This is a genomic window from Pseudomonas anguilliseptica, assembly GCF_021375795.1.
Taxonomy (GTDB): Bacteria; Pseudomonadota; Gammaproteobacteria; order Pseudomonadales; family Pseudomonadaceae; genus Aquipseudomonas; species Aquipseudomonas anguilliseptica_A.
Genome location: NZ_JAEIOI010000001.1, coordinates 1109854 through 1136499, shown reverse-complemented (window position 1 = coordinate 1136499; position 26646 = coordinate 1109854). Strand labels below are relative to the sequence as shown.

The window sequence follows — 26646 nt, the reverse complement described above, 5'->3', positions numbered from 1 at the left end:
CCGAAGGTCAGGTACAGCGAGGGTTTCAAGGACGCCAGACAGCCTGGCTCTGCCACTCATCCAGTAAAGTTTGAGCGTTATTGAAGTACTGCGTATCGGCGCTCAGGCCATGCTGCTGGGCCAGCGCCAGCAACACCGCATCAGCCGCTTCGCCGGCCTGCAGACGCGCCGCCAACTGGTAGGAAAACGGGCTTAGCTGCATAAAGCGCACCTTGTCCTGCCCATCGCGCCAGACCAGCAGACAGGTCGGTTCAGCCTCTGGCTCACTGGGCTGGAAGTCGGCGCCAATACGCTGCACCGGCCACCGATACGCCAGCGGCCAGGCCAGTGGCGACCAGCCCTGTGCAGGCAGCTCGGCTTCGCTGACATCCAGCGCCAGCTCGACCCATTCGTAATGCGCCAGCTCCAACATAAACGGCGGATCGCCCACTTCGGCGACAGAGCCCTGCTGCAACCAGGCGAGAAACTCCTGGCTGATCTGCAAGAAATACGGCGTGCGCGCCTGATGCTCGGCAATAAAACTGCGCACCAGGCGCTGCCAGCGATCAGCCTCGATCAACCGGTGCAACACCGGGAAGGCGCCACTGATAAAGCCTTCGATATTGTTGAAGAACAGCGCTTCATACACCGCCATCCGCTCGGCGGTAACACCCGCAAGCAATGGCTGCTCTGCCGGCTGGCGAATCCGCGCAGCAAAGGCGCGTTGTGCGTCAACGCCACTCATGTGCCGTAGCTCCGCAAAGGCGCCGCAGCTGCTTGCAACTGACGAATCTGCGCCACCTCGGCATACAGCTCGGCAATCGGCGGGAAGTTGAAATCCCGTTCCAGCAAGGTCGGGCGCACACCGTGTACGGCGTAGGCCTGTTCCAGCAGCGCCCACACCGGGTCAATCACCGGCGCGCCGTGGGTGTCGATTTTCAGATCACTGGCCTCATCGTAATGCCCGGCCACATGCAGATAGGCGATGCGCGCACTGGGCAGGCTGGCGATATAGGCCGGCGCAGCGAAGTTGAAATTGATGCTGTTGACGAAGACGTTGTTCACGTCCAGCAACAGCTGGCAGTCGGCCTCCTCCAGCACCGCGCGGACAAACGCCGCTTCATCCAGCTCACCCGGCAACTGCGCATAGGCCGAGACGTTCTCGATGATCAGCGGCCGCTCCAGCACGTCCTGCACGATGCGCACGCGCTCGGCGATGCGCCGCACCGACTCTGCGGAAAACGGCAGCGGCATCAGGTCATACAGCTGGCCATGGTCAGCACAGGCCGACAGGTGTTCGCTGTAACCGCGCACGCCATGCAGGTCGAGAAAGCCTTTGATCGCCTTGAGCAACTCGAGATCCAGCGGGGCAAAGCCACCGAGGTTGAGGGACAAACCATGGCAGAGCAGCGGCAGGCGCTCGCTCAGGGCACGCAGCTGCTTGCCCAGACGCCCACCAACACCGATCCAGTTCTCCGGCGCCAGCTCGAGGAAATCCACCTCGGCTGTGCTGCACTCCTGCAGCGCGCCAAGCAGGCCGCGACGCAGGCCCAACCCGGCACCGTTAACGAAATCCCTCTGCATGTTCTGCCCCCGCACTCGCTCAATTACTCGGCTTTTTTCTCGCCGCCGCACTTGCCTTCACCGCATTTGCCCTCGCCTTCGGCCTTGGCTTCACCACCGCACTTGCCTTCGCCACACTTGCCTTCGCCTTCGGCTTTTTTCATCTCGCCGCCGCATTTGCCCTCACCGCAGCTGCCTTCGGCGGATTTTTCGCCAGCAGCCAGACTGTAGCCGCTGCTCAGCTCCTGCGCAGCAAACGGGTTGCTCGCAGCCTGTACGCTCAATGCGGCGCTGCTCAGCAGTACCGCGCCCAGGGATGCAACAACAGTGTTCAGATGGTTCATGGCAACACTCCAATGGTGGTTCACAATGGCGGCCGATTGGCTGCCTCGGCCCAATAGACGAGGCCGACACACGGCTGTTACAGACAACCCGTAAAAATAATTCCGCGCTGGCTAAACCCTAGAAGATTTTTGCCGCCAGCCTAGCGATCCGGCACACTACGCCCCCCGAGCAAATGCTCGTTTTCAGCCTGCAGACTCCGTATGACCCGATCTCCGCTCCGCCGTCTCGTTTTTGGCACCCTGCGCCGCGTGCTCTACCTCTGGGTACGCTCGGAAACCATCAACCAGTCCGCCTTTACCCTCAAGCTCGACCGCAGCAAGCCGGTGTTCTACGTGCTGCAGCAGCCGTCGCTGAGTGACCTGGCGGTAGTCGATACGGAATGCCGCAAGGCCGGCCTGCCGCGCCCGGTAATGCCGGTGGCCGTGGGTGAGCTGCTGGAGCCTGCCGCCTTCTTCTACCTGACCCCGGAGCCCGACTGGCTCGGCCGGCAGGACAAACGCGGCATCTCGCCCACCCTGCAACGCCTGGTCAGCGCGCTGAGCCAGCATGCTGTGGACGATGCGCAGATCATTCCGGTCAGCGTGTTCTGGGGCCAGTCGCCAGACCGTGAAACCAGCCCGTGGAAGCTGCTGTTCGCCGACAGCTGGGCGGTCACCGGGCGTCTGCGCCGGCTGGTGAGCATCCTGATTCTCGGCCGCAAGACCCGCGTGCAGTTCTCCACGCCGATCCATATGCGCGAGCTGATCGAGCAGGACAAAGGCCACGAGCGCACCCTGCGCATGGTGCAACGCATCCTGCGCGTGCACTTCCGCAACCAGAAGGCCGCCGTGATCGGCCCGGACGTATCGCACCGACGCAACCTGGTCAAAGGCCTGGTGCACGGTCCGCAGGTGCGCCAGGCGATCATCGAAGAAGCCGAACGTGAGAACATCAGCCTGGAGAAGGCCGAAAGCCAGGCCCTGCGCTATGGCAACGAAATCGCCTCGGACTACACCTACACCGCCATCCGCTTCCTCGAACTGGTGCTGAGCTGGTTCTGGAACAAGATCTACGACGGCATCAAGGTCAACCATATCGAAGGCGTGCAGGAAGTCGCCCAGGGCCATGAGGTGATCTATGTGCCCTGCCACCGCAGCCATATCGACTACCTGCTGCTGTCCTACCTGCTGTTCCGCAATGGCCTGACGCCGCCGCACATCGCTGCCGGCATCAACCTCAACATGCCGGTGATCGGCGGCCTGCTGCGGCGTGGCGGCGCGTTCTTTATGCGCCGCACCTTCAAGGGCAACCCGCTGTACACTGCGGTGTTCAACGAATACCTGCACACCCTGTTCAGCAAGGGCTTCCCGGTCGAGTACTTCGTCGAAGGCGGCCGTTCGCGCACCGGGCGCATGCTGCAACCGAAAACCGGCATGCTGGCCATCACCATGCGCAGCTTTTTGCGCAGCAACCGCCTGCCGGTGGTGTTCGTGCCGGTGTACATCGGCTACGAGCGCGTGCTGGAAGGCCGCACCTATCTGGGCGAGTTGCGCGGCGCGAGCAAGAAGAAGGAGTCGATCTTCGACATCTTCAAGGTCATCGGCGCGCTCAAGCAGCGCTTTGGCCATGTCTGGGTCAACTTCGGCGAACCGATCAAACTGGCGGAATTCCTCGACAGCGAGCAACCGAACTGGCGCGAGCAGGATTACGGCACACAGTACCGTCCGGCCTGGCTCAATGAAGTCACCAACAACCTCGGCGAGCGCGTGGCCCAGCACCTCAACGAGGCGGCGGCGATCAACCCGGTCAACCTGGTGGCCCTGGCGCTGCTCTCCACCAGCAAGCTGGCCCTGGACGAGCGTGCCCTGTCGCGGGTGCTCGACCTCTATCTGGCCCTGCTGCGCAGCGTGCCCTACTCGCCGCACACCACCCTGCCAGACGGCAACGGCCAGGCGCTGATCGAATACGTGCAGAAGATGGACCTGCTCGCCGAACAGAAGGACGCCCTCGGCAAGATCCTCTATCTGGACGAGCAGAACGCCGTTCTGATGACCTACTACCGCAACAACGTGCTGCACATCTTCGCCCTGCCGGCGTTGCTGGCGAGCTTCTTCCAGAGCAGTTCACGGATGAGCCGCGAGCAGATCCTGCGCTTTACCCGCGCGCTCTACCCCTACCTGCAAGCTGAGCTGTTTATCCGCTGGAACCTGGACGAGCTGGACGGTGTGGTTGATCAGTGGCTGGCCGCCTTTGTCGAACAGGGCCTGCTCAAGCTCGATGGCGATATGTACGTGCGCCCGGCGCCGAGCTCGCGCGAATTCGTGCTGCTGACCCTGCTGGCCCGCGCCATCGTGCAGACACTGCAGCGCTTCTATATGGCCACCGCTCTGCTGCTGAATGCCGGGCAGAACGCCATCAGCGCCGAAGAGCTGGAAGACCTCTGCACCGTGATGGCCCAGCGCCTGTCGATCCTGCATGGCCTCAACGCCCCGGAGTTCTTCGACAAGAGCCTGTTCCGTCACTTTATCCAGAGCCTGCTGGATCAGGGCGTGCTGCGTCAGGACGAAGCCGGCAAGCTCAGCCACCACCCGCTGCTCAGCGAACTGGCCGAAGGCGCCGCCAAGCGCGTACTGCCGGCGGAGATTCGCCTGTCGATCCGCCAGGTGGCCATGGACCGCAACGCGGATATCGCCGAGCCGGTGTAAGCCGGCTTGGTCATGGCTCTACGGAATCTGTAGGCGCGGCCCATGGCCGCGATCAAGGCATGTCAGGCAACCTTATCGCGGGCATGGCCCGCGCCTACAGTTTGCGAGATATGCATACCCCCAGGACCGATCACAACCGCCCGCCGCCATGCCCCCAGACCACGATCAAACCAGCAAACCGTCGCGTGCCGAGTTTCACCAGGCCAACCAGGCCCGCGCTGAAGCCGAAGCGCAGCGCCTGTTGGCGGCCAAGGCCGAACTGGATGCGCGCTGGCTTAGCTGGGTTGCCGCCGAGTTGTACGCGTTAAAACCTGCCGCCTACGCACAGATGGTGCGCCGCGAGTTGCAGCGGCTAAGCGAGCACTCGTAACCCGCGCACTGCGCTAGTGCTCAGCCTTGTGCGTCAGCACCCGGCGTGAGCGGTGCTTGGCCTCGGCCAGTTTGTAGGCCACGTAGTACTTGTAGATATTGCCGACATAATCGACCGTCTCACGGCCGACCACCCGTGCGGCCGAGTGCTCGACATTGCCGAACCAGACGTTCTTGTCCAACCCTGACTTCTCCGCCAGACGGCGAAACTTGCGCAGGTTGCCAGGCCCGGCGTTGTAGGCGGCAAAGCTCAGCAGAGTCTTGTTCATCGGCGTCAGCTCGGGGTCGTCCAGGTACTTGTCAGCCAGCACGCGCATGTACTTGCTGCCCGCCTCGATATTCTTGTCGGCGCTCTTGTCGATGCCCCTGATGCCCACCATCGGGTCTGCCGCCGTGGTCGGCAGCAACTGCATGATGCCCACCGCGCCACGCGGGCTGCGCGCCGCCTGATTGAGCTGCGACTCCTGATACCCCTGCGCCATCAGCATCAGGTAATCGAACTCATAAGTGCCGGCGTGCTTCTCGAACAAGCCGACCAGCTCGTTGAATTTCTTCAGCTCCGCCTCGCTGGCGGCATTCAGCACGCGCTTGCTGTTCTTCACATACTTGTTGCGCAAGCTATTGCCAAACGCCGTACCGGCCTTGTGTTTGCTCACAAAAGCCGCCAGCTCCTGCTTGAGCAATGGGCTGCTCTTGCGGATCGCCCAGGCAAACTCGGCGCCCTCAGGGATGTAGAACTCATCATGAATCTGCAGCTTGCTATACAACGGGCTCCAGGCCTCGGCGATATAGCGGTCGACCACAATGGCATTGAGCAGCCCGGCATTGAGCATTTCCAGCAGGTCCTCGGACTCCAGGTTCTCATCCGCCGCGATGATCTTGATCGGTTTCAAACCGCGCGCCTTGAACTGCCGGTTGATCGCGACCAGGTGCTCGAAATAGCTGCTTGAAGCGCGCACCATCACCTCTTGCCCGGCCAGATCCTCCAGCTTGCTCAGCGGCGCACTGGCCGGCCCGGTGATCACCGCCTCACGGATATTGCTGGCGAACGGCGCGGCGAAATCCACGGTTTGCAGCCGCCCCTCGGTAATCGTCAGACCACCAGCGGCGATATCGCCACCACCGCTGAGCAACCGCGGCATCAGCTCATTGCGCGCCACCGGAATAAACATCACCTGCCAGCGCAACGACTTCTGCGGATAGGGATGCCTGGCGTTAAGCCATGCCTCCAGCGCCTTGCCCAACTCATAGCTGATGCCCTGCTGGCGGCCGCGATCGACCATAAAGAAGGTCTTGCTGTACGGCACCAGCACCCGCACCAGGCGGCGCTCACGCATGCCATCAAAGTCGCCGATCCAATCCTCCGGCACCGGTAGCACCAGGTTATCCACCTCGGCTTCTTCGGCCTCATCGAGTTGCGTCGACATCCAGTCAAACAGCCCGGCCTGCGCCACAGGGCTGGCCATCCACAGCCACAGCGCCGCCAGCAAACACCCGCCTATCCTTCGGTAACCCTGCATGACCACTCCCCGCCTAAGCCGTTGCTTAACGCCGTGGCTAAATACTGACCCAGGCCCTGCGACTGTGCCAGGCGCACACGGATGCGGATTTGCCTGCGCGCTACACTCCGTTAAGCTCCAGCAACTGCTCTCCCTCCCACCGTACAAGGATGCTCATCATGCTTCGTCTACTCTCCCTGGCCGCCGGCCTCGCCCTGTCCAGCAGCGCCTTCGCCCTGTCCCTGGCCGATCTCACCCAAAGCGACGCCAGCGGCGGCCTCAAGGATGCCCTCACCCAAGGCGCCAAAGTAGCCGTGCAGCAACTGGGTAAACCCGGCGGTTTCAGCAACAACCCGGACGTACGCATCGAACTGCCGGGCAACCTCGGCAAAGCCGCGAAAACCATGAAGAAGATGGGCATGGGCGCGCAGGTTGATCAGCTTGAAGCGAGCATGAACAAAGCCGCCGAAGCCGCCGTACCGCAAGCCCAGGCGCTGCTGGTGGACTCGGTGAAGAAGATGACCGTGCAGGACGCCAAGAGCATCCTCAGCGGCCCGCAAGATTCCGCCACTCAATACCTGAACAAGACCAGCCGCGAACAGATCCGCGCCAAGTTCCTGCCCATCGTCAAGCAAGCCACCGACCAGGTCGGCCTGGCCAAGCAATACAACAGCTTCGCCGGCCAAGCCGCGAGCTTCGGCGTGATCGACGCGAAAAGCGCGAATATCGAGAACTATGTGACTGAGCAGGCGCTGGATGGTCTGTTTGCCATGATCGCCGAGCAGGAAGCCAGCATTAGGGAAAACCCGGCGGGTGCGGCTACCAGTTTGGCGAAGAAGGTGTTTGGGGCGTTGTAAGAAGGGTGACGTGGATGTGCAAAAGCCAGACCTTGGGGTCTGGCTTTTTTGGTTGTGCGAAAGTCTGACTTATTGAGGGATAAGTCTCCCTCCCTTCCCACATTCTCCAATTACCAAAGTGAAAGCGGGTCAGCAGAAACCTAAAGCATCAGGCAGGACGCTCACGCTGATGCGCTAAATTACATCAAGACGTTCTTCCCCCCAAACACTGGCCTGGTTTCAACAATCAGCTATCGCCGGTAGAGTTTGCAAAACGCCACTACCAGAGCCTGCAAAGCGTCTGAATAACCAAGGGCGTTTCAGTTTGACAGGACAAGGATCAAAACATGAATCGTAAGCTGTCGCTTGTTTTCATCATGCTATTCGTCACTGGATGTGACTCTTATACGGATGCATCGCTTTCATCGGAACTCAATAGCATAAGAAACGATTGCTCTGGCAAGAGCACCAATTCCTGCGAAACCAGGAAAATCGACTTCAACATCGCCATTCTCAGCAACACCCGCGATCAGCTCATAAAGAATGGCGATGAGATCGTTGGCCTGAAAAACGCTGAGGAAGAAGATGCCTGGGAAAACTTCGTAAACGGGGTAGTTGATCCCTATATTGCAGACCTTGAGGATGCAAGACCTGGAATATTTAGCCGCTGGGTACTGTTCGCACTCTCGCCCTCCAGCGACAAAAGAACTCTGCTGATGAACGCCCATGACGCTCGATCTATACGAAACAACATGATTGCCACCTACAACCAAAAGCTCAGACCTTCTGCCAAAAAATGGCGTGAAGAGAACAAAGTTCTGCTGGCAAAACAAAGCCAGGAGCGCCAAATAGCCCGACGCGAGTGCAGCCAAGATGACTATGAATACGGCTACCTACCCTGTATTTCTGCTAACGACCTTTCAAGAGCCTTAGAACAACAGAACGAACTTCCAAAAGACTGGCATATCGATGCTTCCGGAACCCCAAGAGGCCCTGCACGCTTTATTTATGCAGACTCGGCACAAGAGAACATCAGAGGATTTTCCGAGTGCAGTTTCGCAGCCCAACAATTAAGTCGTGCGAAGTCGATCAAGAATATCGAACATAGATTTAATGGTTTTGTGGTTGGAAAAAAAGTCGACAATTTTGCCGACATCGTCAAAGGACATATAAGTAGGATTGAGCAAGAAATCGACAGAAGCGAACAGTCCAAATATCCCGGAAAAACCCTTGCACTTGCCATCTACAACTCTGATTTCTGCCAAGAACTACATGGCGATAAAAAGCTTGCGTTGGGCGATCTCTGACCACAACAAGGCCCGTAGGGTGGACAACGCGAAGCTTGTCCACCAGTTACCAACCATCACATGCTCTACCGTCGCATCTGCGGTGAGTGCTAATCACCTTTTCGCCCTTACGGCGAGTCACTTGATTCGCTGCGCTCACCCTGCGGGCCAGCCTTCGGCTGTTACTGCGCTTCGCTCCGTATCTCTTCACTCGCGCAGAAAGTAACCAAAGAGAAAGCGCGCCCGGCATCCGGGTTTCGCTTCGCTCAACTCCCCTCGGCTTTGGCATCCTGCGTCGCCCTACCTCCTGCATCCATTCAGTCGTCACTCCGGTGCTGTTCCGAGGGTCGTCACGGTGGGCCACCCCTGGCCCATCGTTCCTCGTTTGGCATCCATGCCAAACGCCCCTCTCCACAGCACCTACGCTCGGCCTCCTGACGGGATTCGGGGGGCCGCGTTGTTTGGGCGATTTGTGGACGACAGAGCGAAAGGCAAAAGCAGAACGGAAAAGCGGAAGCAAAAGCATCGCGGGCAAGCCCGCTCCTACAGGTTCGGCGGACATTCGTTGGATGGTTTGGCTTTTGTCTTGCCCACAATCTCGCAGACGACGCTAAACGCCCCATCAGCAGGCCGAGTGGAATCGTTGCGGAAGGGGTTGAGCGGCATGGATGCCGCGAGAGCCGCGATGGGCCAGGGATGGCCCTTCGCGGCGGGCCCCTGGAGCAATGATGGAACGAGGGAAGTCGAGCGCAGCGAGACCCGGATGCAAGGGGCAAGACTTTTTGCTTACTTTTGGGGCGTTTGCCAAAAGTGAGCCGCCGTAAGGGCGGAACCAATATCCGAAACGCTGCAAAAGCGGCGCAAACAAAGACCAAGCCCATAAACAACAAAGCTCGCGGCTAAAGCCCCTCCCACGGGATGAATGCGCACCCCGCCTTTACAAGGCCCAAAAAACCAAACCCCGCCAATCAGCGGGGTTTGGTCAGGCAAGCGCCAGGCTTATTCCGCCTGCGCCACCAGCATGCCGTTGTGGTTACGGCTCCACTGCGGCAGCAGCGTACCAATCAACATACCGGCCATGCTGAACAACAGGCCCGCCAGCTGTGGCGGCCAGAAGGCGGCTTCGCTCCAGGTGTATTCCAGGTAGATCCACGACACCAGACCAAAGGCGATGGCCACCAGTGCGCCCTGGGTGGTCGCGCGCTTCCAGAACAGCCCGGCGAACAACGGCACCACGGCCGCCACCAGGGTCACCTTGTAGGCATTGCCGACCATCTCGTAGATGCTCGCATCCGAGTACAGGGCAAAGCTCAAGGTAGCCACGGCGCAGACCACGATGGTGACGCGCATCAGCAGCAGGAACTGCTTGTCGTTAAGCACCGGCAAAAAGCGTTTGAGAACGTTCTCGGTGAGGGTCACCGACGGCGCCAGCAAAGTGCCAGAGGCGGTGGACATGATCGCCGAGAGCAGCGCACCAAAGAACATGATCTGGGCGAACAGCGGGGTCTTTTCCAGGATCATCAGCGGCAGAATCATCTGCGAATCTTCGGCCAGCCACTTCTCGACCAGCGCCGGGTCGATCATCGAGGCGGCGTACACCAGAAACACCGGCAGCATGCAGAAGCCGAGGTAGAACACCGCGCCGGTCATCGAGGCGCGGGCGGCGATGTTCTCACTCTTGGCCGACATCACGCGCTGGTACACGTCCTGCTGCGGGATGGAGCCGAGCATCATGGTCACCGCCGCGCCGATAAAGGCGACGATATCCTTGGGCTCGAAGGCGTGCATAAAGGTGAATTTGCCATCGCTGGCCGCCTTGTTGATCACCAGGTCGGCGCCGCCGGCCATGTCGCTGAACAGCCAGACCAGGTACACCAGGCCGACCACGATGATGATCATCTGGAAGAAGTCGGTCAGGGCAATCGACCACATGCCGCCGAACAGGGTGTACAGCAGCACGATAAAGGTGCCGAGGAACATGCCCTGGGTGGTGCTGATGCTGCCGTCGGAGATGACGTTGAACACCAGGCCGAGGGCGATCAGCTGCGCGGCGATCCAGCCCAGGTAGGACATGACGATGACCAGGCTGATGATCAGCTCGACCTGCGGGCCATAGCGCTTTTTGAAGTAGTCACCGATGGTCAGCAGGTTCATCCGGTACAGCGGGCGGGCGATGATCAGGCCGACCAGGAACAGGCAGCCGAAGGAGCCGAACGGGTCTTCGACGATGCCGGCAAAGCCTTCTTCGAGGAAGGTGGCGGGGATGCCCAGTACCGCCTCGCTGCCAAACCAGGTGGCAAACACCATGGCGGCGACGATGGGGAAGCCCATGCTGCGGCCACCTGAGGCGAAATCGCGGGTGTTGTGCACCCGGGTGGAGGCGTAGAAACCGATGGCGACAGTCACCAGCAGGTAGAGCGCAACGAACCAGATCAGCATGCTTTCCCGTTCCACAGACGTCAGCCCACCGCATGCATGGCCCGCGCAGGCAGCGCAGGACGGATCGATGGGCTACAGGTTTTTGTTATGACCATTCATGACGGGTAGCGCACGCGCCCATCAAGGTCGCGCAGTCTGGCAAATACGTAAAATATGTCAAACAAAAACGACGAAATGTAAGTAGATAATTCGTTTAATCGCCCTTAACGCCCATGTAACCGACTGTAATCGCTGCGTAAGTCGTGCAAGCACCGCAGCAGACAGTTGCATATTTTTGACACTCGCCTAACGCAAAACGACGCCTGGCAGCAACCGTCGGGCATAAAAAACCAGGCCAAAGGGCCTGGTTTCTTATCTGCGGGATCCGCTTCAGGCCGGTTTCGCTTCCACTTCCTTGACCCGGAACCAGGCGGCATACAGCGCCGGCAGGAACAACAGGGTCAGCGCGGTGGCGACGATCAGACCGCCCATGATGGCCACGGCCATCGGCCCGAAGAACACGCTGCGCGACAGCGGAATCATCGCCAGTACCGCCGCCAGGGCAGTCAGCACGATGGGCCGGAAACGCCGCACGGTGGCTTCGATGATCGCGTGCCAGCGGTCCATGCCGGCTTCGATGTCCTGCTCGATCTGGTCAACCAGAATCACCGAGTTACGCATGATCATCCCCGACAGGGCGATGGTGCCGAGCATGGCCACAAAGCCAAACGGTTGCTGGAACACCAGCAGGAACAGGGTCACGCCGATAAGCCCCAACGGCGCGGTGAGGAACACCATGGCCGAACGCGAGAAGCTCTTCAACTGCAGCATCAGCAGGGTCAGCACCACCACGATAAACAGCGGAATACCGGCGTTTACCGACTTCTGCCCACGGCTGGAGTCCTCCACGGTGCCGCCAACGTCCAGCTGGTAGCCGTCCGGCAGTTGCGCACGCACCGGTTCGAGGGTCGGCAGGATCTGTTTGACCAGGCTGGCCGGCTGCTCTTTGCCGTACACGTCGGCGCGCACGGTGACCGTTGGCAGGCGGTTGCGGTGCCAGATGATGCCTTCCTCGAAGCCGTACTCTAGGGTGGCGATCTGCGACAGTGGCACACTGCGGCCATTGTCGGTCGGCACCGCCAGGCTCGGCAGCAGGCTGAGTTCCTGACGCTCACTCAGGGTGCCGCGCAGCAGGATTTCGATCAGCTCGTTGCCTTCGCGGTACTGGCTCACCGGCGAGCCGGTGAGCGAGCTTTGCAGGAAGCGCGACAGGTCTGCGGTGCTCACGCCCAGGGCACGGGCGCGTTCCTGGTCGATGTTCAGCCGCACCACCTTGCTCGGTTCTTCCCAGTCCAGGTGCACGTTGGTCACGTGGCTGTTCTCGCGCACCTTGTCGGCCACCTGGCGGGCCAGATGACGTACTTCGTCGATATGCTCGCCGGAAACCCGGAACTGCACCGGATAGCCCACGGGCGGGCCGTTCTCCAGGCGCGAGATACGTGTGCGCAGGGTTGGGAACTCATCGTGCAGCACGTCGATCAGCCAGGTGCGGATTTTCTCGCGGTCCTCGATGCTTTTCGCCAGCACCACGAACTGGGCAAAGCTGGCGGCTGGCAGTTGCTGATCCAGCGGCAGGTAGAAGCGCGGCGAACCGGTGCCGACGTAGGCGACAAAGTTGTCCACCCCTTCCCGCCCACGCAGCAGCTCTTCCAGACGCTTGGCCTGCTCTTCAGTGGCGGCCAGGGATGCGCCTTCGCTGAGTTTGAGGTCGACCATCAGTTCCAGGCGGCCGGAGGCCGGGAAGAACTGCTGCGGGACAAAGCGGAACAGGGCAATCGAGGCAATGAACAGCGCAATGGTCAGCACAATCACGGTTTTACGTCGGCGCACGCACCACTCCACCGCCTGGCGCACACGCTGATAGAACGGCGTGCCGTAAGGGTCATGGCCATCATCGCGGCCGCCGTGTTTGGCCGCGTGCAACTTGGCCAGGTCCGGCAGCAGTTTGGCGCCGAGGTACGGCACAAACACCACGGCAGCGATCCACGACACCAGCAGGGCAATCGCCACCACCTGGAAGATCGAGCGGGTGTATTCGCCGGTGCCGGATTGCGCGGTGGCAATCGGCAGGAAGCCGGCGGCGGTAATCAGGGTGCCGGTGAGCATCGGGAAGGCGGTGCTGGTCCAGGCATAACTGGCCGCTTTGATACGGTCGTAGCCCTGCTCCATCTTGATCGCCATCATCTCCACGGCAATGATCGCGTCATCCACCATCAGACCCAGCGCCAGCACCAGCGCGCCGAGGGAAATCTTGTGCAGGCCGATGCCGAAGTAGTACATGGCGGCAAAGGTCATCGCCAGCACCAGCGGAATCGACAGCGCCACCACCAGACCGGTGCGCAGGCCGAGGGAGAAGAAGCTCACCAGCAGCACGATGATCACCGCCTCGGTGAGCACGCGAACGAACTCGCCCACCCCGGTTTTCACCGCTGCGGGCTGGTCCGACACCTTGCTCAGTTGCATGCCGGCCGGCAGGGTTTCCTGCAGACGGGCGAACTCGCCTTCCAGGGCCTGACCCAGCACCAGAATGTCGCCGCCGGTTTTCATCGAAACCGCCAGGCCGATGGCGTCTTCGCCCATGTAGCGCATACGCGGTGCGGGTGGATCGTTAAAGCCGCGTTTGACCTCGGCCACATCGGCGATGCGGAAGGTGCGATCGGCCACGCGAATCGGGAAATTACGGATTTCATCGACCGTTTCGAAACGCCCGGTGACGCGCAGTTGCACGCGATCAGAAGCGGTTTCGAAGAAGCCTGCTGCGGCCACGGCGTTCTGTTCTTCCAACGCCTGCTGCACGGCGGCCAACGGCAGGCCGAGGGTGGCCAGCTTGGTGTTGGACAGCTCGATCCATACCTTCTCGTCCTGCAAGCCGAGCAGGTCAACCTTGCCGACGTCCTTGACCCGTTGCAGCTGCAGCTGGATGCGGTCGGCGTAATCCTTGAGCACGGCGTAGTCGAAACCTTCGCCGGTCAGGGCGTAGATATTGCCGAAGGTGGTGCCGAATTCGTCGTTGTAGAACGGCCCCTGGATGCCCTGGGGCAAGGTGTGGCGGATATCGCTGACCTTCTTGCGCACCTGGTAGAAAAGTTCGGGGATGTCCTTGGAGTGCATCGAATCACGGGCGATAAAGGTCACCTGGGATTCGCCGGGGCGCGAGAACGAGACGATCTTGTCGTAGTCGCCGGTCTCCATCAGCTTCTTTTCGATGCGTTCGGTGACCTGGCGCGAGACTTCCTCGGCGCTCGCCCCCGGCCAGTTGGTGCGCACCACCATGGCCTTGAAGGTAAAGGGTGGGTCTTCGCTCTGACCCAGCTTGGTGTAGGAAATAGCCCCCACCACCGCCAGCAGCAGCATGAGGTACAGGACGATCTGGCGGTTACGCAGCGCCCAGGCGGACAGGTTGAAATCCATCAGGCTTACTCCTCAACCGTCAGGTCGGCCTTGGCCGTCAGCTGCACCGCACGGTTGTCGCGGTCAACCGGACGCACCTGCTGGCCTTCACGCAGTACCTGACCACCAGCTGCCACTACCCAATCCGTCGCTTGCAGGCCTTCGAGTACTGGCACGGTCTTCTCGCCGTAGGCACCGATGCGCACGTCGGTGCGCTTGAGGGTGGAGTCCTTCGGATCGACTACCCAGACGTAGGGCTGGCCCTTCTCCGCCGTCAGCGCCGACAGCGGCACAGCCAGCGGCACATCACCGTTGTGGGCAATAAATACGCGGGCGCTTTGGCCCAGTTCAGCCGGCACCTTGCCTTCGCCAAAGGCTACGCGGGCGGCGAAGGTGCGCGACTGCGGATCGGCCGATGGCGACATTTCACGAATACGCCCAGGGAAGCGCTGATCCGGCTGCGACCACAGCTCAACCGCCACTTCCTGGCCGACCTGAAAGCGCTCAAAGGCTTGCTCCGGCAGGTTGATCAGCACTTCACGCTCACCGTCAGCGGCCAGGGTGAACACGGTCTGCCCGGCGGCGACCACCTGGCCGACCTCGACCATGCGCCGCGCCACCACGCCATCCTGGGAGGCGCGCAACACGGCATAACCGGCCTGGTTGTTGGCCACGTTGAATTCGGCTTTCACCTGTTTCAGGCGCGCTTCACCGGAACGGTAGGTGTTCTCGGCATTGTCGTATTGCGAGCGGCTGACCAGGTTGCGTGCCAGCAATGCCTTGTAGCGATCACGTTCGGCGCGCACCAGTTGCAGGTTGGCCTCGGCCGCTGCCACCTGGGCGCGGATGGCTTCCAGCTGCAGGCGCACGTCCTGCGGGTCCAGTTCGGCCAGGGGCTGATCCTTCTTCACCCGCGCACCGACATCGACCAGGCGCTTGGCCACCTTGCCACCGATACGGAACGCCAGCTCCGGTTCCAGGCGCGCACGCACCTCACCGGGGTAGGCATCCATCAGGTCGCCAGCCAGTTGTGGCTGCACCACCATGGCCGGACGCACGGCAACCTTGGCGGGCTCGCCATTGCCGCAAGCGCCGAGCAACAGGATAAGACTGACAGGCAACGCAACAGACAGTGCATGACGAAACATGATGACTAACCTTTGTGGAGGCTTTTGAATATTTATACTGGCGGGTATAGTAAAAATAGCAAACTCACTAGTCCAGTATTAAAAACGACCAATGCCAAACAAAGTGTTGCCAACCAGCGGCCCCGGTCGCCCGAAAGACCTGGCCAAGCGCAAAGCCATTCTGGAAGCGGCGAAAACCCTGTTTCTCAGCAATGGCTATGACGGTAGCAGTATGGATGCAATTGCCGCGGAAGCCGGAGTTTCCAAGCTCACGGTGTACAGCCACTTCACCGACAAGGAGAAGCTGTTTGCCGAAGCGGTGAAATCCAAGTGCGAGGAGCAACTGCCCGAGCTGTTGTTCGAACTGGACGACGAGGTGCCAGTGGCACAGGTGCTGCTGAGTATCGGCCGGGGCTTCAATGAGCTGATCAACAGCCGCGAATCGGTGGAGCTGCACCGGGTGATGGTGAGCCTGGCCGCGCAGGACTCCACGCTCTCGCGGATGTTCTACGAGGCCGGCCCGCAGCGCGTGCTGCACGGCATGGAGGAACTGCTGCGGCGCGCTGACCAGAGCGGCAAGCTGCGCGTCCCCGACCCGCTGAGCGCGGCGGATCAGTTCTTCTGCCTGATCAAGGGCGGCGCCAACTTCCGCCTGCTGATCGGCTGCGGTGAGGCGCTGCAAGGCGCTGAGGCCGAAGCCCATGTGCGCGATGCGGTCGAGGTGTTTCTGCGCGCGTTTCGCGCCGAGCAAGCTTCGTAGGTTGGCGCTGAGCTTGCGAAGCCCAACGCAAGGACGCTGAATGTGTTGGGCTGCGTGCCTCACCCAACCTACGCAATGCGACGCCTAACCCGTGAACAAGCTGCAAACTTACTCGCTGGCGGCTTGCAGCTTCTTCTTCGGGTAGATGTCGTAGCGGCTGGATTTACCTTCCAGGGCATAGCCCGGCTTGGCGCCTTCAATCAGCGGTGCCTTGCGCGGGCGCTTGACCACCACCCGGTGACTGGCCAGCGCCAACGCCGCTTCCAGCAACGCCGGGGCATCCAGATCATCGCCGACAAACGGTCGGAACAGGCGCATCTCCTTTTTCACCAACGCGCTCTTGTCGCGGTGCGGGAACATCGGATCGAGGTAGATCACCTGCGGCGGCTCACCCTGCCAGGCGCGCATCAGCTCGATGGCATTGCCATTAAGTAGCTGCATCTGCGCGGCAATCGGCGCCACATCGCGGTCCAGCGCAGCACGCGCCAGGCCATCTTCCAGCAGCGCAGCAATCAGTGGCAGGCGCTCGATCAAGGTCATGCGGCAACCCAGGCTGGCCAGCACAAAGGCATCACGACCGAGGCCGGCCGTGGCATCCAGCACCGTCGGGCGCACCCCGGGCTGCACACCCACCGCCTTGGCAATCATCTGCCCACTGCCGCCACCGAACAGCCGGCGATGCGCCACCGCACCTTCGACAAAATCCACCTTCACTGGCCCTGGCGCCTGCGGGCCCAGCTCCACCAGCTGCAAGCCACCCTCGCCCAGTTGCAAGGCAAACTCGCTGTCGCCTTCCAGCGGCAAACCCAGGCGCGCTGCCCAGGCTTCAGCCGTCGACTGCAGGTGGGGAGCCAAGGCTTGCATACGAATTCTGGCTATTAGCCGCTCATCACTCATCAGAAAATGTGCTCAAAAATCACTCAATTGACCGCCTCAGCAGCCGATAACCTGCCTGAGCGGCATTTTGCCAGACCCGGCAGCTTCCAGCCGCACCGAGTTCGCCATGTTTGATGTGATTTCCGCCCCACGTGGTGCCGCGCCAACGGCCGCCAACACCAGTTCAATCAGCGAAACGCTGGATGAAGGCAAGCGCGCCTCGCTGGACTACCAGATTCTGCGGCGCACCCTGATGCCCGATGAGGTGGAAGCCGAAGCGCCTGCCAAAGCGCCGGAAACGCCCAGCGAGCCGCCCGCTGTCACTGCTCAGGCCAGTGATTTTCAGGAAATGGCAGCCCAGCGCGAGCTGGAGCTGAACGTCAACATCAACGCCGAACCGAAGAAAACCGATCCACTGGTGCTCGATCTGGCCGGCAACGGCTTCAGCACCAGCGGCCTGGCCCGTTCGGTACGCTTCGACCTGGATGGCGACGGCACACTCGACCAGATCAGCGTGCCCACCGGTGACGACGCCCTGCTCGCCTATGACCGCAACGGCAACGGCCGCATCGACGATGGCCGCGAGCTGTTCGGCGACCAGAACGGTGCAGCCAACGGCTTTGCCGAACTGCGCAAATACGATGACAACGGCGATGGCCGTATCGACAGCCAGGATGCGATCTTCGAGCGCCTGAGCCTGTTGCGCTTCGATGCTCAGGGCCGGCAATCCAGCCAGTCGCTGAGCGAAGCCGGGGTCAGCGCCATTTACCTGCAAGTACGTGACGTGAAGATTGCCCTGGGCGCCTACGACGAAATCGCCCAACTCGGCCGCTTCGAATTCGCCGATGGTCGCAGCGGTCAGGCCGCTGACCTGCTGCTCGCACAACGCTGATCAACCACCTCTGGGTGTTTGGGCAGACTCAAAGCAGGCCCAACTGCTCGACCTCATCCTCTAGCTGTACCTGTGGTAACGCCGGTAATCCCGGCAGACGCTGCATCAGCTGCTGATGAAAGCGCTGCGCCAGCTGCGGTGCCAGACGGTTGTCTGAGGTATGCAGAAAAACGTAAGGCGTGCGGCCTTCGTCGATCCAGCTCGCCACCTTGTCCAGCCAGGGCGCCATAAACGGATCATTGGCCAGCAGCTCGGGGTGGCCAATAAAGCGCAGTTGCGGAGCCTGACTAAAGGCCGTGGGGCGCAGCGGCAAGCGCGGCTTCTTGGCCTGCGCATGCAGCACCGCCGGAGCGGTGGATACACAGCTGAACAGCGCACGCGAATCCAGACAGATACGTTCGATACCCCGGCCATGCAGCAGACGATTAAGGCTGCGTTCCTCCTCGCCTTTGGCAAAGAACGCCGGATGCCGCACCTCGACGGCCAACTCCTCGGCCTGCCAGGGCTCGATAAACGCGCTCAGCTCCGCCAAACGCTGCGGGCCAAAGCTGGCAGGCAGTTGCAGCCAGAACGGCGCGACCCGCTTGCCCAGTGGCGCCAGCAAACGGCGGAAATCCTCAGTGGCACTCAGCTGGTCACGCAGATCGCCGTTATGGCTGATCTCACGTGGCAGCTTGGCGCAAAAACGCAGATGCGCCGGCATGCGCTCAGCCCAGCGGGCCACGGTATCGACGGAAGGTTTAGCGTAGAAAGTGGTGTTGCCCTCAACGGCGTTGAACACCTGGGCATACAACGGCAAAAAGTCAGCGCTAGGACTGCTCTCTGGATACAAGAAACCGCGCCAGGCGGGCTCGCTCCATGACGGGCAGCCGAGGTAGTAAGGCAGCATTAATTTGAAGACCGTTGAGAAATGTAGCGAGCGAAGGCTAGGCAAGGCGAGATCAGCCGAGGAAGCGCAGTGTACGAGTTGTACATGAGCATTCCGAGGCTGATCTCAACGCGGCATAGCCGAGTGCAGTAGTTTCGCAAGGGTCTTCTAGGCGTAGAGATCGAGGCCCATTACCTGCTGGGCATCCGCCTCGCTGGCGAAACTGGCGGTTGTGCTGTAGCTGGCCAAGGCCTGAGCGGCGCGATTGTTCAACGGCGGCTGGTACAGCTGGTCTTGCAGGCGGGCAGGCAAGCTGTCGCTGCTGGCATTGCTGGGCTCAACCCGGCGCGCCTGGGCAACAGTTTCCAGGCCCTGAGTGCTCGCCGGTGCCGTTGGCTGCTCACGACGCTCCTCAACTTCGCGCTGCGCTTCGCGAAATGGCGTGACCGCAGAGCCCGGGCGGGCACTGCGGTCTGGCGAATAGGAGGAGGTAAAACCGTCGATACGCATCAATGACTGCTCGGCCACTTGGCCAACGATGGACACAGGTGATGGCAATTTAGCCCCAGCCGGGCAGCTTGGCAATCAAGCAACCGCCACACGGCGACAAGCACGACAGAAGGTGTCACCAAGGCGAGCTTCAGACTGCCGCCTTCGGCGTGGCCACCTGATCACGCAGGTAGACGGGCTGCGCCTGATCAGCGTCCAGCGCTTCACCACGGGCCCAGGCAAAGCGCGCCAGGCTGAGCAGGTCTTCGGCGTGCGGCAGCATGGCGGCATCCTGTCCACTGACCGCAACCGGAATACGCTCAGCAAAGGCGCCCCAGCCGGTGCCCGCAGCAAACCAGTCACCCGCTGCATCACGCGGCAGTCCAGCCAGCTCGGGCGCCACGACAGCCTCGACACCGGCCAGACGCATTTCACCCTGCTCGGCGCGGTAGCAGCCCCAATAGACTTCATCCATACGCGCATCGATGGCTGCAGCAACCTGCTGCGCGCCATGCTCACGCAGGCTGCGTTGCGCCAGCACCGCCAGGTTGGACACCGGCAAAACCGGGCGCTCCAGGGCAAACGCCAGACCCTGCACCACGCCGATGGCAATCCGCACGCCGGTAAAAGCGCCCGGGCCCCGGCCAAAGGCAATCGCGTCGAGCGCCGACAACGGCACCTCGGCATCCGCCAGTAGCTGCTTGATCATGGGCAGCAGACGCTGGGCGTGCAGACGCGGAATCACTTCGTAATGGCTGAGCACCTGGCCGTTATGCAGCAGGGCAACGGAGCAGGCTTCGGTGGCGGTATCCAGGGCCAGGAGAGTGGTCATTGCAGTCGGACAGGTGAGGAAAAGGACGGGCATTAGACCGGCTTGAAGCATTTTTTTCCAGCGCAATCACAGCCGCCCGCGCCTGTCACGCGAGCGAGCTCACAGCGCCACCAGGCAGCAGCGGGCCCGAACAGACCCGCTGCTGCCTGACTAACGCGTGCTTACCAGGCCTCAATCACGGGCTTGGCGTCCCAACCCTGCAGAGGCGCTTTCGACCAGGTGCCATAAGTAGCGTTGGGGAAGACGATCCACTCGGTGCCCCACTTGCCGCCTTCAGCGGCGACAGTGGCGCGCTGATCGGCCAGAGGTGTCTTGCGGAAACGCGCGTCGAAGTCATGCAGGGTGTCACCCAGCAGCAACACGATCTGATGATCAGCACTGACGATGGCACGGCGCTCCACCTTGGGCGGACCCAGCAGCAGTACGCTCTGTTCAGAGACCTGCGGCAGGCCGAGCTTGCTCAGCGTGGCCAGGGTGTACTTCTTCTGATCATCAGCGCGATCAGAGATGTAGCGAATGGTCACGCCGAGCTGGTCGGCGTGCTCCAGAAATTGCTTCGCGCCCGGAATCAGTGCCGGGGTGCCATCACGTTCCCAGGGCAGCCAGGTGTCCCAGGCGTCATAGGTGTGACAATTGGCCAGGTCACGCGCCAACAGCGCACTGTTATCAATAACGGTTTCGTCCAGGTCGGTGACGATGGCCAGCTTGGATGGATCTTTCGCCGCAGCCACGGCCGCATCCAGCTTCAGGGTGGCAATGTTATAGGCCTGCAGTTGCAGGGCCTGCACCTCCGCCGATTGCTGCTGGAAACGCAGCCCCATGGTGAACTCGGCCACGCTGCAATCGGTCTTGGGCTTCGCTGCGGTGTCGGCAAACGCTGCCGAGCTGCCCGCCAGCGCTAATGCAAGGCCTAACCAGATAGCACTCTTAGCTGTTTTCTCGGTCATTGAACGCGCTCTCTTCCTTAGTGGGGGTTAAGGCTTGACGTCTATGACCATCGCATCCTGGTATAGACCAATCCGATGCTAACTTAGGTGAGCAAGGTTACTGTTCCATGAACGACGCTCAGCGAACCCTGCGCGCCAACCGCAGAAACGACAACGGCCCGCAAAAGCGGGCCGTTGGCTGACTACAACAAGGCTTAGCTGAGCGCAGCAAAGACCTTGGCAGTGATCTCGTCGACCGAGCCAACACCGGCAATGGCGCTGTACTTCGGCGTGCCTTCAGCGGCGGCGAGCTTCTGGTAGAAATCCACCAGCGGCTTGGTCTGCGAGTGGTAGACGGACAGGCGGTGGCGCACGGTTTCTTCGGTGTCGTCTTTACGCTGCACCAGGTCTTCACCGGTTGCATCGTCCTTGCCTTCGACTTTCGGCGGGTTGTAGACGATGTGGTAAACGCGGCCGCTGGCCTCGTGTACACGGCGACCGGCAATGCGACCGACGATTTCTTCGTCGTCCACCGCGATTTCGACCACGTTGTCGATAACCACGCCGGCTTCTTTCAGGGCTTCAGCCTGAGGAATGGTGCGCGGGAAGCCATCGAAGAGGAAGCCATTGGCACAATCGGCCTGGGCAATGCGCTCTTTGACCAGATTGATGATCAGTTCATCGGAGACCAGACCACCGCTGTCCATCACGCTTTTGGCTTGCAGGCCGAGTTCGGTGCCCGCTTTGACCGCAGCACGCAGCATGTCGCCAGTGGAGATTTGCGGAATACCAAATTTCTTGGTGATGAAACCAGCCTGGGTACCTTTGCCGGCACCGGGCGCCCCCAGCAGAATCACGCGCATCGATGTGCTCCTCAAGATTTAAGTAAAAATCGTCGGACTCGCCTCGTGGGGCCAATCTCAGAATTGTCCAGGCAGCGCTGCCAACATGGGCCAGAGTGCCGAAAGGCCGCTCAAGATACACAGCGCACCCATAGCGCACAAGCCACCGAAAGTCGGATACGCCTACGACCAAGGCAGCCGCCAGGCAGCGCTGCCGGTGACCTGCCGGGCCTGCTGCACAATGCGCTGGCAGGCCCGGCCGGCCGCCTCACCCAGTGTTGCGCAACCCCGCCGCGATACCCGCAACACTGACCAGCAGAGCCTGTTCCAGAGGGCTTTCAGCCTGATTATCACGTGACCGTGAACGCGCCAGCAGCTCAGCCTGGAGCAGGTGCAGCGGGTCCAGATAGGTGTTGCGCACGCTGATCGACTCCAGGGTTTCCGGGCTGTGCGCCAACAGCTGCGACTGGCCGGTCAGACCCAGCACCGCAACCACCGCCTGCGACAATAGGCCGCGCAAATGCGCACCCAGCGGTTGCAGGGCCGGCTCGACCAGGCGTTGGTCGTACAGCAGGGCAATCGACTCGTCGGCTTTGGCCAGCACCATTTCCAGCATGTCGATGCGCGTACGGAAAAACGGCCACTGCGCGCGCATCTGCGCCAGCAGCTCGCCTTCGCCGCGTTGCAGGGCGTTGTTCAATGCCGCCTCCCAGCCCAGCCAGGCCGGCAGCATCAGGCGCGTTTGGGTCCAGGCAAAAATCCATGGAATGGCGCGCAGACTCTCCACCCCACCCTCGCGGCGCTTGGCCGGACGGCTGCCCAGCGGCAATCGGCCCAGTTCCTGCTCCGGCGTGGCCTGGCGGAAATAGGCAACAAACTGGGGATGTTCACGCACCACTGCGCGGTAGGCACTGACGCCATCACTGGCCAGTTTGTCCATCAGGTCGCGCCAGGCCGGCTCCGGACTGGGCGGCGGCAACAAGGTGGCTTCCAGCACCGCCGCCAGGTACAGATTGAGGTTTTGCTCGGCGATATCCGGTAGGCCGAATTTGAAACGAATCATTTCACCCTGCTCGGTGGTGCGGAAGCGCCCCGCCACCGAACCGGGCGGCTGCGACAGAATCGCCGCATGCGCCGGGCCACCACCACGCCCCACCGTGCCACCACGACCATGGAACAACAGCAACTCGACCTGCTGCTCACGGCACACCTTCACCAGGGTTTCCTGCGCGCGATACTGCGCCCAGGCTGCTGCCGTGGTGCCGGCGTCCTTGGCCGAATCGGAATAGCCGATCATCACTTCCTGCGGGCCATGTAGCCGCGCGCGATAGCCGTGCAACGCCAACAGCCGGCTGATCACCGGGCCGGCATTGTCCAGATCGGCCAGGGTTTCAAACAGCGGCACCACGCGCATCGGTCGTTGCAACCCGGCTTCTTTAAGCAGCAGTTGCACCGCCAGCACATCGGAGGCTGCACCGGCCATGGAAATCACGTAAGAACCCAGGGACGCCGCCGGTGCCCGCGCCACTTCACGGCAAGTCGCCAGCACTTCTTCGGTTTCACCACTGGGCTTGAAATGCCCCGGCAGCAGTGGTCGGCGGTTTTCCAGCTCTTGCAGCAGAAACGCCAGGCGCGCCTCTTCATCCCACTCGGCGTAACGCCCCAGGCCGAGGTAATCGGTGATTTCACTCATGGCCGCAGCATGGCGACTGGAATCCTGACGCACATCCAGGCGCACCAGAAACAGCCCGAAGGTCGCCGCACGGCGTAGGCAATCGAGCAGCGGGCCATCGGCAATCACACCCATCCCGCACTCATGCAGCGACTGGTAACACAAGGTCAGCGGCTCAAGTAGCTCGCGGTTGTCCTGCAACACTGCGGTGGACGCAGGGATCTGCTCATGCAACGCGGCCTGAGCCCAACTGCGAGTGGCGCGCAGGCGCTCACGCAGCTGTTTGAGCAGGCTGCGATAGGGCTCGGCGCTCTCGCCGACCCGCGCCAGCAATGCCGGACTGGCCTGTTGCATAGACAGCTCGGCAGCCAGGTTGTCGACATCCCTCAGGTACAGATCCGCCGCCATCCAGCGTGCCAGCAGGAGCACCTCGCGAGTGACACTGGCCGTGACATTCGGGTTGCCGTCACGGTCGCCGCCCATCCAGGAAGCAAAGCGAATCGGCGCGGCATCCAGCGGCAGGTGCAACCCAGTGGCGCTGTGCAGCACCTGATCGGCCTTGCGCAGCACATTGGGGATGGCGTGCCAGAGCGAATGCTCGATCACCGCAAACCCCCATTTGGCTTCATCCACCGGGCTGGGCCGGCTGCGGCGAATTTCTTCGGTGTGCCAGGCCTCGGCAATCAACCGCTGCAGGCGTTGCTTGACCTGCTCACGTTCCCCCGAAGAAAGGTCGCTGTGGTCGCCGGCTGCCAGCTGCTCGGCCATCGCGTCGTATTTCTGAATCAGCGTGCGCCGGGCCACCTCGGTGGGGTGCGCCGTCAGCACCAGCTCGATATCCAACCGACCAACCTGGCGGGCCAACGCTTCGCCCTTGTGGCCGTGGGCCAAGAGACGCTGAAGCAGATCGGCAAGGATATTGTCTTCGAATGGCTCCGGCTCATCCGGTGCGCGGCGCCGCACGCGGTGATACTGCTCGGCGATATTGGCCAGGTTGAGGAACTGGTTGAAGGCCCGCGCCACAGGCAGCAGTTCGTCATCATCCAGCTGGTTCAGGGTTGCACTGAGTTGCTCTGCGCCCTCCTGCGAACCACGGCGCGAGGCCTTGGCGCCCTTGCGAATACGTTCAATCTTGTCGAGAAAGGCTGCACCATGCTGCACGCTGATGGTGTTACCCAATAGTTCGCCGAGCTGGTGGACGTCCTCGCGCAGGCGCGCGTCGATTTCTGCCATGACTATTGCCTCCAGTGATCCTGTGCCCAGAGTGCCCAGCGCGCCAACTTCTTACAAGTGCGCGACGCCTTGCCCGCACTTATCGGGGCAGGCACTAGTCTTAGTTAGGCAAGCCCGGCGCAGACTGACTCGGCGGGCATAGAACAGACACGAGGCAATCATGAAGATTCGCGAGCTTGTTCAGCACTGGCAGGAAAACGCCCAGGGGCGGCTGAGCGCAACGCCTTATCAGATAAGACTTGATCTGGAAGCCGCCGCACGCCTGGCGGCCTTGCAGGAGATGTACCCCAAGCACCACGTTGAAGAACTATTGGGCGAACTGCTCGGCGCGGCACTTGATGAGCTGGAGGCCAGCCTGCCCTACGTCAAGGGCAGCAAGGTGGTGGCCACCGATGAACAGGGCGATCCACTGTATGAAGACATCGGCCTGACACCGCGCTTTCTTGCCCTGTCGCGCCGACATCTACAGCGTCTTAGCGAGCAGCAAAAACAGGCTGGCTAAGGCTATTGGCCTTCGCTGCAACGCACGGCCTGTTTGCGCGGATCGACCAGCACACCGCTGAGGCCTTTCTGCTCCAGGTCAAACAGCACCAGCACGCCATCGATGCACTGGGCGACCTGGCTGGCGGGTTTGACCGAGACCTTGTAGTCCTCGCCCGGCACGGTCTTGAGCATGGTGAACTCGGCCAGCAGCAGGGCATCTTCCGGCTTGGCCACATGCAGATAACCGTAGTAACCGAGCACGGCCACCGTGGCGCAGATGCTGCCAACAGCGGTAAGGATCAACGGGATGGGATTAACTTCACTCATAACAGGCTCTCGGAGTTATCAGTTGGCGGGCTGAGCAACAGGCGGCGCAGCTTGCTACAAACCCGTGCGCCTGCAAAGCCCCAGATTGCCGCATCACTTGCCGCCGGCACGGACTTCTTCGCGGGCCTTGAACGTGGCCTCATAGATGCGTTCGGCCAGGCGCGAGAACGGCAGGCTCTGCACCCACACGGTGCCGGTGCCCTTGAGCGTGGCCAACAGAATACCTTCGCCACCGAACAGCATGCTTTTCAGGCCACCAGCCAGGGCAATGTCATAGTCAATACCGCTGCTGAACGCCACCAGGCAGCCGGTGTCCAGGCGTAGGGTTTCGTTATTCAGCTGCTTGCGGATCACCGTACCGCCGGCGTGCACAAACGCCAGGCCATCGCCTTCAAGCTTCTGCAGGATAAACCCCTCACCGCCGAAGAAACCGGCGCCCAGACGTTTGTTAAAACTGATGCCCACAGCCGTACCGTAGGCGGCGCAGAGAAAGGCGTCCTTCTGACAGATCAGCGTGCCGCCATGCTCGGCCAGCTGAATCGGCACTACGGTGCCGGGGTAAGGCGCCGCGAAGGCTACGCGCGCCGGGGTTTTACCGGCATTGGAAAAGTGCGTCATAAACAGCGACTCGCCGGTCAGCATGCGCTTGCCGGCGCTCCACAGCTTGCCCAGCACCCCAGTGGCGGCACCGTCGCCCATCCGCGTTTCAAAGCGAATGCCGTCAGTCATGTAATTCATCACCCCAGCTTCGGCGATCACCGTTTCGCCCGGATCAAGAATGACCTCCACGCTCTGCGCGGAGGCGCCAAGGATTTCGTAGTCGAGTTGATGGCTGGGCATGGCAGGCTCCACGAATAATGAAGGGATATTGTAGAAGCCAGCTTGCTGGC

General features: G+C 61.5%; 23 protein-coding genes and 1 pseudogene. 8 read left to right on the top strand and 16 right to left on the bottom strand.

Going from position 1 to position 26646, the window contains the following annotated elements; all coding sequences use genetic code 11:
* Positions 1-25 precede the first annotated feature (25 nt).
* The 3 genes from IOD17_RS05230 to IOD17_RS05220 are packed head-to-tail and all read right to left on the bottom strand — an operon-like array spanning position 26 to position 1886.
* Positions 26-724, bottom strand: a complete 699-nt coding sequence (locus IOD17_RS05230; protein ID WP_233684018.1) for a DNA-binding domain-containing protein — start codon at positions 722-724, stop codon at positions 26-28.
* A complete protein-coding gene (locus IOD17_RS05225; protein WP_233684017.1) occupies positions 721-1563 on the bottom strand; it encodes a DUF692 domain-containing protein in 843 nt (280 codons plus the stop codon). The genes IOD17_RS05230 and IOD17_RS05225 overlap by 4 nt, the downstream gene beginning before the upstream one ends.
* 23 nt (positions 1564-1586) lie before the next feature.
* The gene (locus IOD17_RS05220) at positions 1587-1886 is read right to left on the bottom strand and encodes a hypothetical protein (RefSeq protein WP_233684016.1); all 300 of its coding nucleotides are present in this window, start codon (positions 1884-1886) and stop codon (positions 1587-1589) included.
* 201 nt (positions 1887-2087) lie between these two features.
* On the opposite strand from IOD17_RS05220, the gene plsB reads away from it, so the two are divergent.
* Entirely contained in the window at positions 2088-4571 is a 2484-nt protein-coding gene (plsB, locus tag IOD17_RS05215) for a glycerol-3-phosphate 1-O-acyltransferase PlsB (RefSeq protein ID WP_233684015.1), read from the top strand.
* A 148-nt stretch (positions 4572-4719) separates the two neighbouring features.
* A complete protein-coding gene (locus IOD17_RS05210; protein WP_233684014.1) occupies positions 4720-4941 on the top strand; it encodes a hypothetical protein in 222 nt (73 codons plus the stop codon).
* Positions 4942-4954: 13 nt separating this feature from the next.
* Here the strand turns inward: IOD17_RS05210 and IOD17_RS05205 are convergent, their stop codons facing one another.
* The gene (locus tag IOD17_RS05205) at positions 4955-6406 is read right to left on the bottom strand and encodes a lytic transglycosylase F (RefSeq protein ID WP_233684524.1); all 1452 of its coding nucleotides are present in this window, start codon (positions 6404-6406) and stop codon (positions 4955-4957) included.
* A gap of 212 nt (positions 6407-6618) precedes the next feature.
* Between IOD17_RS05205 and IOD17_RS05200 the strand changes: the two genes are divergently transcribed.
* From IOD17_RS05200 to IOD17_RS05195, 3 genes and pseudogenes are all read left to right on the top strand, one after another.
* Complete coding sequence (locus IOD17_RS05200) at positions 6619-7296, top strand: DUF4197 domain-containing protein (protein WP_233684013.1); 678 nt, start codon at positions 6619-6621, stop codon at positions 7294-7296.
* Positions 7297-7446: 150 nt separating this feature from the next.
* Positions 7447-7580, top strand: a pseudogene (locus IOD17_RS19465) (IS3 family transposase); the annotation flags it as partial.
* Positions 7581-7622: 42 nt separating this feature from the next.
* Entirely contained in the window at positions 7623-8582 is a 960-nt protein-coding gene (locus IOD17_RS05195; RefSeq protein ID WP_233684012.1) for a hypothetical protein, read from the top strand.
* A gap of 978 nt (positions 8583-9560) precedes the next feature.
* Here the strand turns inward: IOD17_RS05195 and IOD17_RS05190 are convergent.
* The 3 genes from IOD17_RS05190 to IOD17_RS05180 all read right to left on the bottom strand — a co-directional run bounded on the left by IOD17_RS05190 (position 9561) and on the right by IOD17_RS05180 (position 15577).
* The gene (locus IOD17_RS05190; protein ID WP_233684011.1) at positions 9561-11000 is read right to left on the bottom strand and encodes a sodium:solute symporter family protein; all 1440 of its coding nucleotides are present in this window, start codon (positions 10998-11000) and stop codon (positions 9561-9563) included.
* 369 nt (positions 11001-11369) lie between these two features.
* Positions 11370-14450, bottom strand: a complete 3081-nt coding sequence (locus tag IOD17_RS05185) for an efflux RND transporter permease subunit (RefSeq protein ID WP_233684010.1) — start codon at positions 14448-14450, stop codon at positions 11370-11372.
* Between the two features lie 5 nt (positions 14451-14455).
* On the bottom strand, positions 14456-15577 hold the full coding sequence (locus IOD17_RS05180) for an efflux RND transporter periplasmic adaptor subunit (protein WP_233684009.1): 1122 nt from the start codon (positions 15575-15577) through the stop codon (positions 14456-14458).
* Positions 15578-15668: 91 nt separating this feature from the next.
* Here IOD17_RS05180 and IOD17_RS05175 point away from each other — a divergent pair, with 91 nt between their 5' ends.
* The gene (locus IOD17_RS05175) at positions 15669-16316 is read left to right on the top strand and encodes a TetR/AcrR family transcriptional regulator (RefSeq protein ID WP_233684008.1); all 648 of its coding nucleotides are present in this window, start codon (positions 15669-15671) and stop codon (positions 16314-16316) included.
* A gap of 108 nt (positions 16317-16424) precedes the next feature.
* Here IOD17_RS05175 and IOD17_RS05170 read toward each other — a convergent pair whose 3' ends face one another.
* Entirely contained in the window at positions 16425-17213 is a 789-nt protein-coding gene (locus IOD17_RS05170; RefSeq protein WP_233684007.1) for a class I SAM-dependent methyltransferase, read from the bottom strand.
* Between the two features lie 106 nt (positions 17214-17319).
* Here IOD17_RS05170 and IOD17_RS05165 point away from each other — a divergent pair, with 106 nt between their 5' ends.
* Positions 17320-18084 (top strand): hypothetical protein, encoded by a 765-nt coding sequence (locus IOD17_RS05165; protein WP_233684006.1) that lies wholly within the window; start codon positions 17320-17322, stop codon positions 18082-18084.
* A gap of 28 nt (positions 18085-18112) precedes the next feature.
* Here IOD17_RS05165 and IOD17_RS05160 read toward each other — a convergent pair whose 3' ends face one another.
* The 6 genes from IOD17_RS05160 to ppc all read right to left on the bottom strand — a co-directional run bounded on the left by IOD17_RS05160 (position 18113) and on the right by ppc (position 24946).
* Positions 18113-18973, bottom strand: a complete 861-nt coding sequence (locus IOD17_RS05160) for a DUF72 domain-containing protein (RefSeq protein ID WP_233684005.1) — start codon at positions 18971-18973, stop codon at positions 18113-18115.
* 147 nt (positions 18974-19120) lie between these two features.
* Complete coding sequence (locus tag IOD17_RS05155) at positions 19121-19462, bottom strand: hypothetical protein (protein WP_233684523.1); 342 nt, start codon at positions 19460-19462, stop codon at positions 19121-19123.
* 130 nt (positions 19463-19592) lie between these two features.
* Positions 19593-20273 (bottom strand): tRNA (adenosine(37)-N6)-threonylcarbamoyltransferase complex dimerization subunit type 1 TsaB, encoded by a 681-nt coding sequence (tsaB, locus tag IOD17_RS05150; protein ID WP_233684004.1) that lies wholly within the window; start codon positions 20271-20273, stop codon positions 19593-19595.
* Positions 20274-20434: 161 nt separating this feature from the next.
* Positions 20435-21220, bottom strand: coding sequence for a 5'-nucleotidase, lipoprotein e(P4) family (locus IOD17_RS05145; RefSeq protein ID WP_233684003.1), 786 nt, complete (start codon positions 21218-21220; stop codon positions 20435-20437).
* Between the two features lie 194 nt (positions 21221-21414).
* Positions 21415-22062 (bottom strand): adenylate kinase, encoded by a 648-nt coding sequence (gene adk, locus IOD17_RS05140; protein ID WP_233684002.1) that lies wholly within the window; start codon positions 22060-22062, stop codon positions 21415-21417.
* Positions 22063-22309: 247 nt separating this feature from the next.
* The gene (gene ppc, locus IOD17_RS05135) at positions 22310-24946 is read right to left on the bottom strand and encodes a phosphoenolpyruvate carboxylase (RefSeq protein WP_233684001.1); all 2637 of its coding nucleotides are present in this window, start codon (positions 24944-24946) and stop codon (positions 22310-22312) included.
* Between the two features lie 160 nt (positions 24947-25106).
* Between ppc and IOD17_RS05130 the strand changes: the two genes are divergently transcribed.
* On the top strand, positions 25107-25448 hold the full coding sequence (locus IOD17_RS05130; protein ID WP_233684000.1) for a pilin assembly protein: 342 nt from the start codon (positions 25107-25109) through the stop codon (positions 25446-25448).
* A 2-nt stretch (positions 25449-25450) separates the two neighbouring features.
* Here IOD17_RS05130 and IOD17_RS05125 read toward each other — a convergent pair whose 3' ends face one another.
* Together IOD17_RS05125 and IOD17_RS05120 are read right to left on the bottom strand one after the other, a co-directional pair.
* On the bottom strand, positions 25451-25756 hold the full coding sequence (locus IOD17_RS05125) for a hypothetical protein (RefSeq protein WP_233683999.1): 306 nt from the start codon (positions 25754-25756) through the stop codon (positions 25451-25453).
* Positions 25757-25849: 93 nt separating this feature from the next.
* Positions 25850-26596: a TIGR00266 family protein gene (locus IOD17_RS05120; protein WP_233683998.1), complete on the bottom strand. Its 747-nt coding sequence runs from the start codon at positions 26594-26596 to the stop codon at positions 25850-25852.
* Positions 26597-26646 lie beyond the last annotated feature (50 nt).

What these genes read in the sequence shown, in the direction of transcription:
- adk (WP_233684002.1), bottom strand. Translation starts at nt 22,062, where the DNA reads ATGCGCGTGATTCTGCTGGGGGCGCCCGGTGCCGGCAAAGGTACCCAG.
- IOD17_RS05230 (WP_233684018.1), bottom strand. Translation starts at nt 724, where the DNA reads ATGAGTGGCGTTGACGCACAACGCGCCTTTGCTGCGCGGATTCGCCAG.
- IOD17_RS05125 (WP_233683999.1), bottom strand. Translation starts at nt 25,756, where the DNA reads ATGAGTGAAGTTAATCCCATCCCGTTGATCCTTACCGCTGTTGGCAGC.
- IOD17_RS05120 (WP_233683998.1), bottom strand. Translation starts at nt 26,596, where the DNA reads ATGCCCAGCCATCAACTCGACTACGAAATCCTTGGCGCCTCCGCGCAG.
- IOD17_RS05180 (WP_233684009.1), bottom strand. Translation starts at nt 15,577, where the DNA reads ATGTTTCGTCATGCACTGTCTGTTGCGTTGCCTGTCAGTCTTATCCTG.
- IOD17_RS05160 (WP_233684005.1), bottom strand. Translation starts at nt 18,973, where the DNA reads ATGCTGCCTTACTACCTCGGCTGCCCGTCATGGAGCGAGCCCGCCTGG.
- IOD17_RS05190 (WP_233684011.1), bottom strand. Translation starts at nt 11,000, where the DNA reads ATGCTGATCTGGTTCGTTGCGCTCTACCTGCTGGTGACTGTCGCCATC.
- IOD17_RS05165 (WP_233684006.1), top strand. Translation starts at nt 17,320, where the DNA reads ATGTTTGATGTGATTTCCGCCCCACGTGGTGCCGCGCCAACGGCCGCC.
- IOD17_RS05200 (WP_233684013.1), top strand. Translation starts at nt 6,619, where the DNA reads ATGCTTCGTCTACTCTCCCTGGCCGCCGGCCTCGCCCTGTCCAGCAGC.
- IOD17_RS05145 (WP_233684003.1), bottom strand. Translation starts at nt 21,220, where the DNA reads ATGACCGAGAAAACAGCTAAGAGTGCTATCTGGTTAGGCCTTGCATTA.
- IOD17_RS05170 (WP_233684007.1), bottom strand. Translation starts at nt 17,213, where the DNA reads ATGAGTGATGAGCGGCTAATAGCCAGAATTCGTATGCAAGCCTTGGCT.
- IOD17_RS05210 (WP_233684014.1), top strand. Translation starts at nt 4,720, where the DNA reads ATGCCCCCAGACCACGATCAAACCAGCAAACCGTCGCGTGCCGAGTTT.
- IOD17_RS05220 (WP_233684016.1), bottom strand. Translation starts at nt 1,886, where the DNA reads ATGAACCATCTGAACACTGTTGTTGCATCCCTGGGCGCGGTACTGCTG.
- IOD17_RS05130 (WP_233684000.1), top strand. Translation starts at nt 25,107, where the DNA reads ATGAAGATTCGCGAGCTTGTTCAGCACTGGCAGGAAAACGCCCAGGGG.
- plsB (WP_233684015.1), top strand. Translation starts at nt 2,088, where the DNA reads ATGACCCGATCTCCGCTCCGCCGTCTCGTTTTTGGCACCCTGCGCCGC.
- IOD17_RS05195 (WP_233684012.1), top strand. Translation starts at nt 7,623, where the DNA reads ATGAATCGTAAGCTGTCGCTTGTTTTCATCATGCTATTCGTCACTGGA.
- IOD17_RS05155 (WP_233684523.1), bottom strand. Translation starts at nt 19,462, where the DNA reads ATGCGTATCGACGGTTTTACCTCCTCCTATTCGCCAGACCGCAGTGCC.
- IOD17_RS05205 (WP_233684524.1), bottom strand. Translation starts at nt 6,406, where the DNA reads ATGGCCAGCCCTGTGGCGCAGGCCGGGCTGTTTGACTGGATGTCGACG.
- ppc (WP_233684001.1), bottom strand. Translation starts at nt 24,946, where the DNA reads ATGGCAGAAATCGACGCGCGCCTGCGCGAGGACGTCCACCAGCTCGGC.
- tsaB (WP_233684004.1), bottom strand. Translation starts at nt 20,273, where the DNA reads ATGACCACTCTCCTGGCCCTGGATACCGCCACCGAAGCCTGCTCCGTT.
- IOD17_RS05225 (WP_233684017.1), bottom strand. Translation starts at nt 1,563, where the DNA reads ATGCAGAGGGATTTCGTTAACGGTGCCGGGTTGGGCCTGCGTCGCGGC.
- IOD17_RS05175 (WP_233684008.1), top strand. Translation starts at nt 15,669, where the DNA reads ATGCCAAACAAAGTGTTGCCAACCAGCGGCCCCGGTCGCCCGAAAGAC.
- IOD17_RS05185 (WP_233684010.1), bottom strand. Translation starts at nt 14,450, where the DNA reads ATGGATTTCAACCTGTCCGCCTGGGCGCTGCGTAACCGCCAGATCGTC.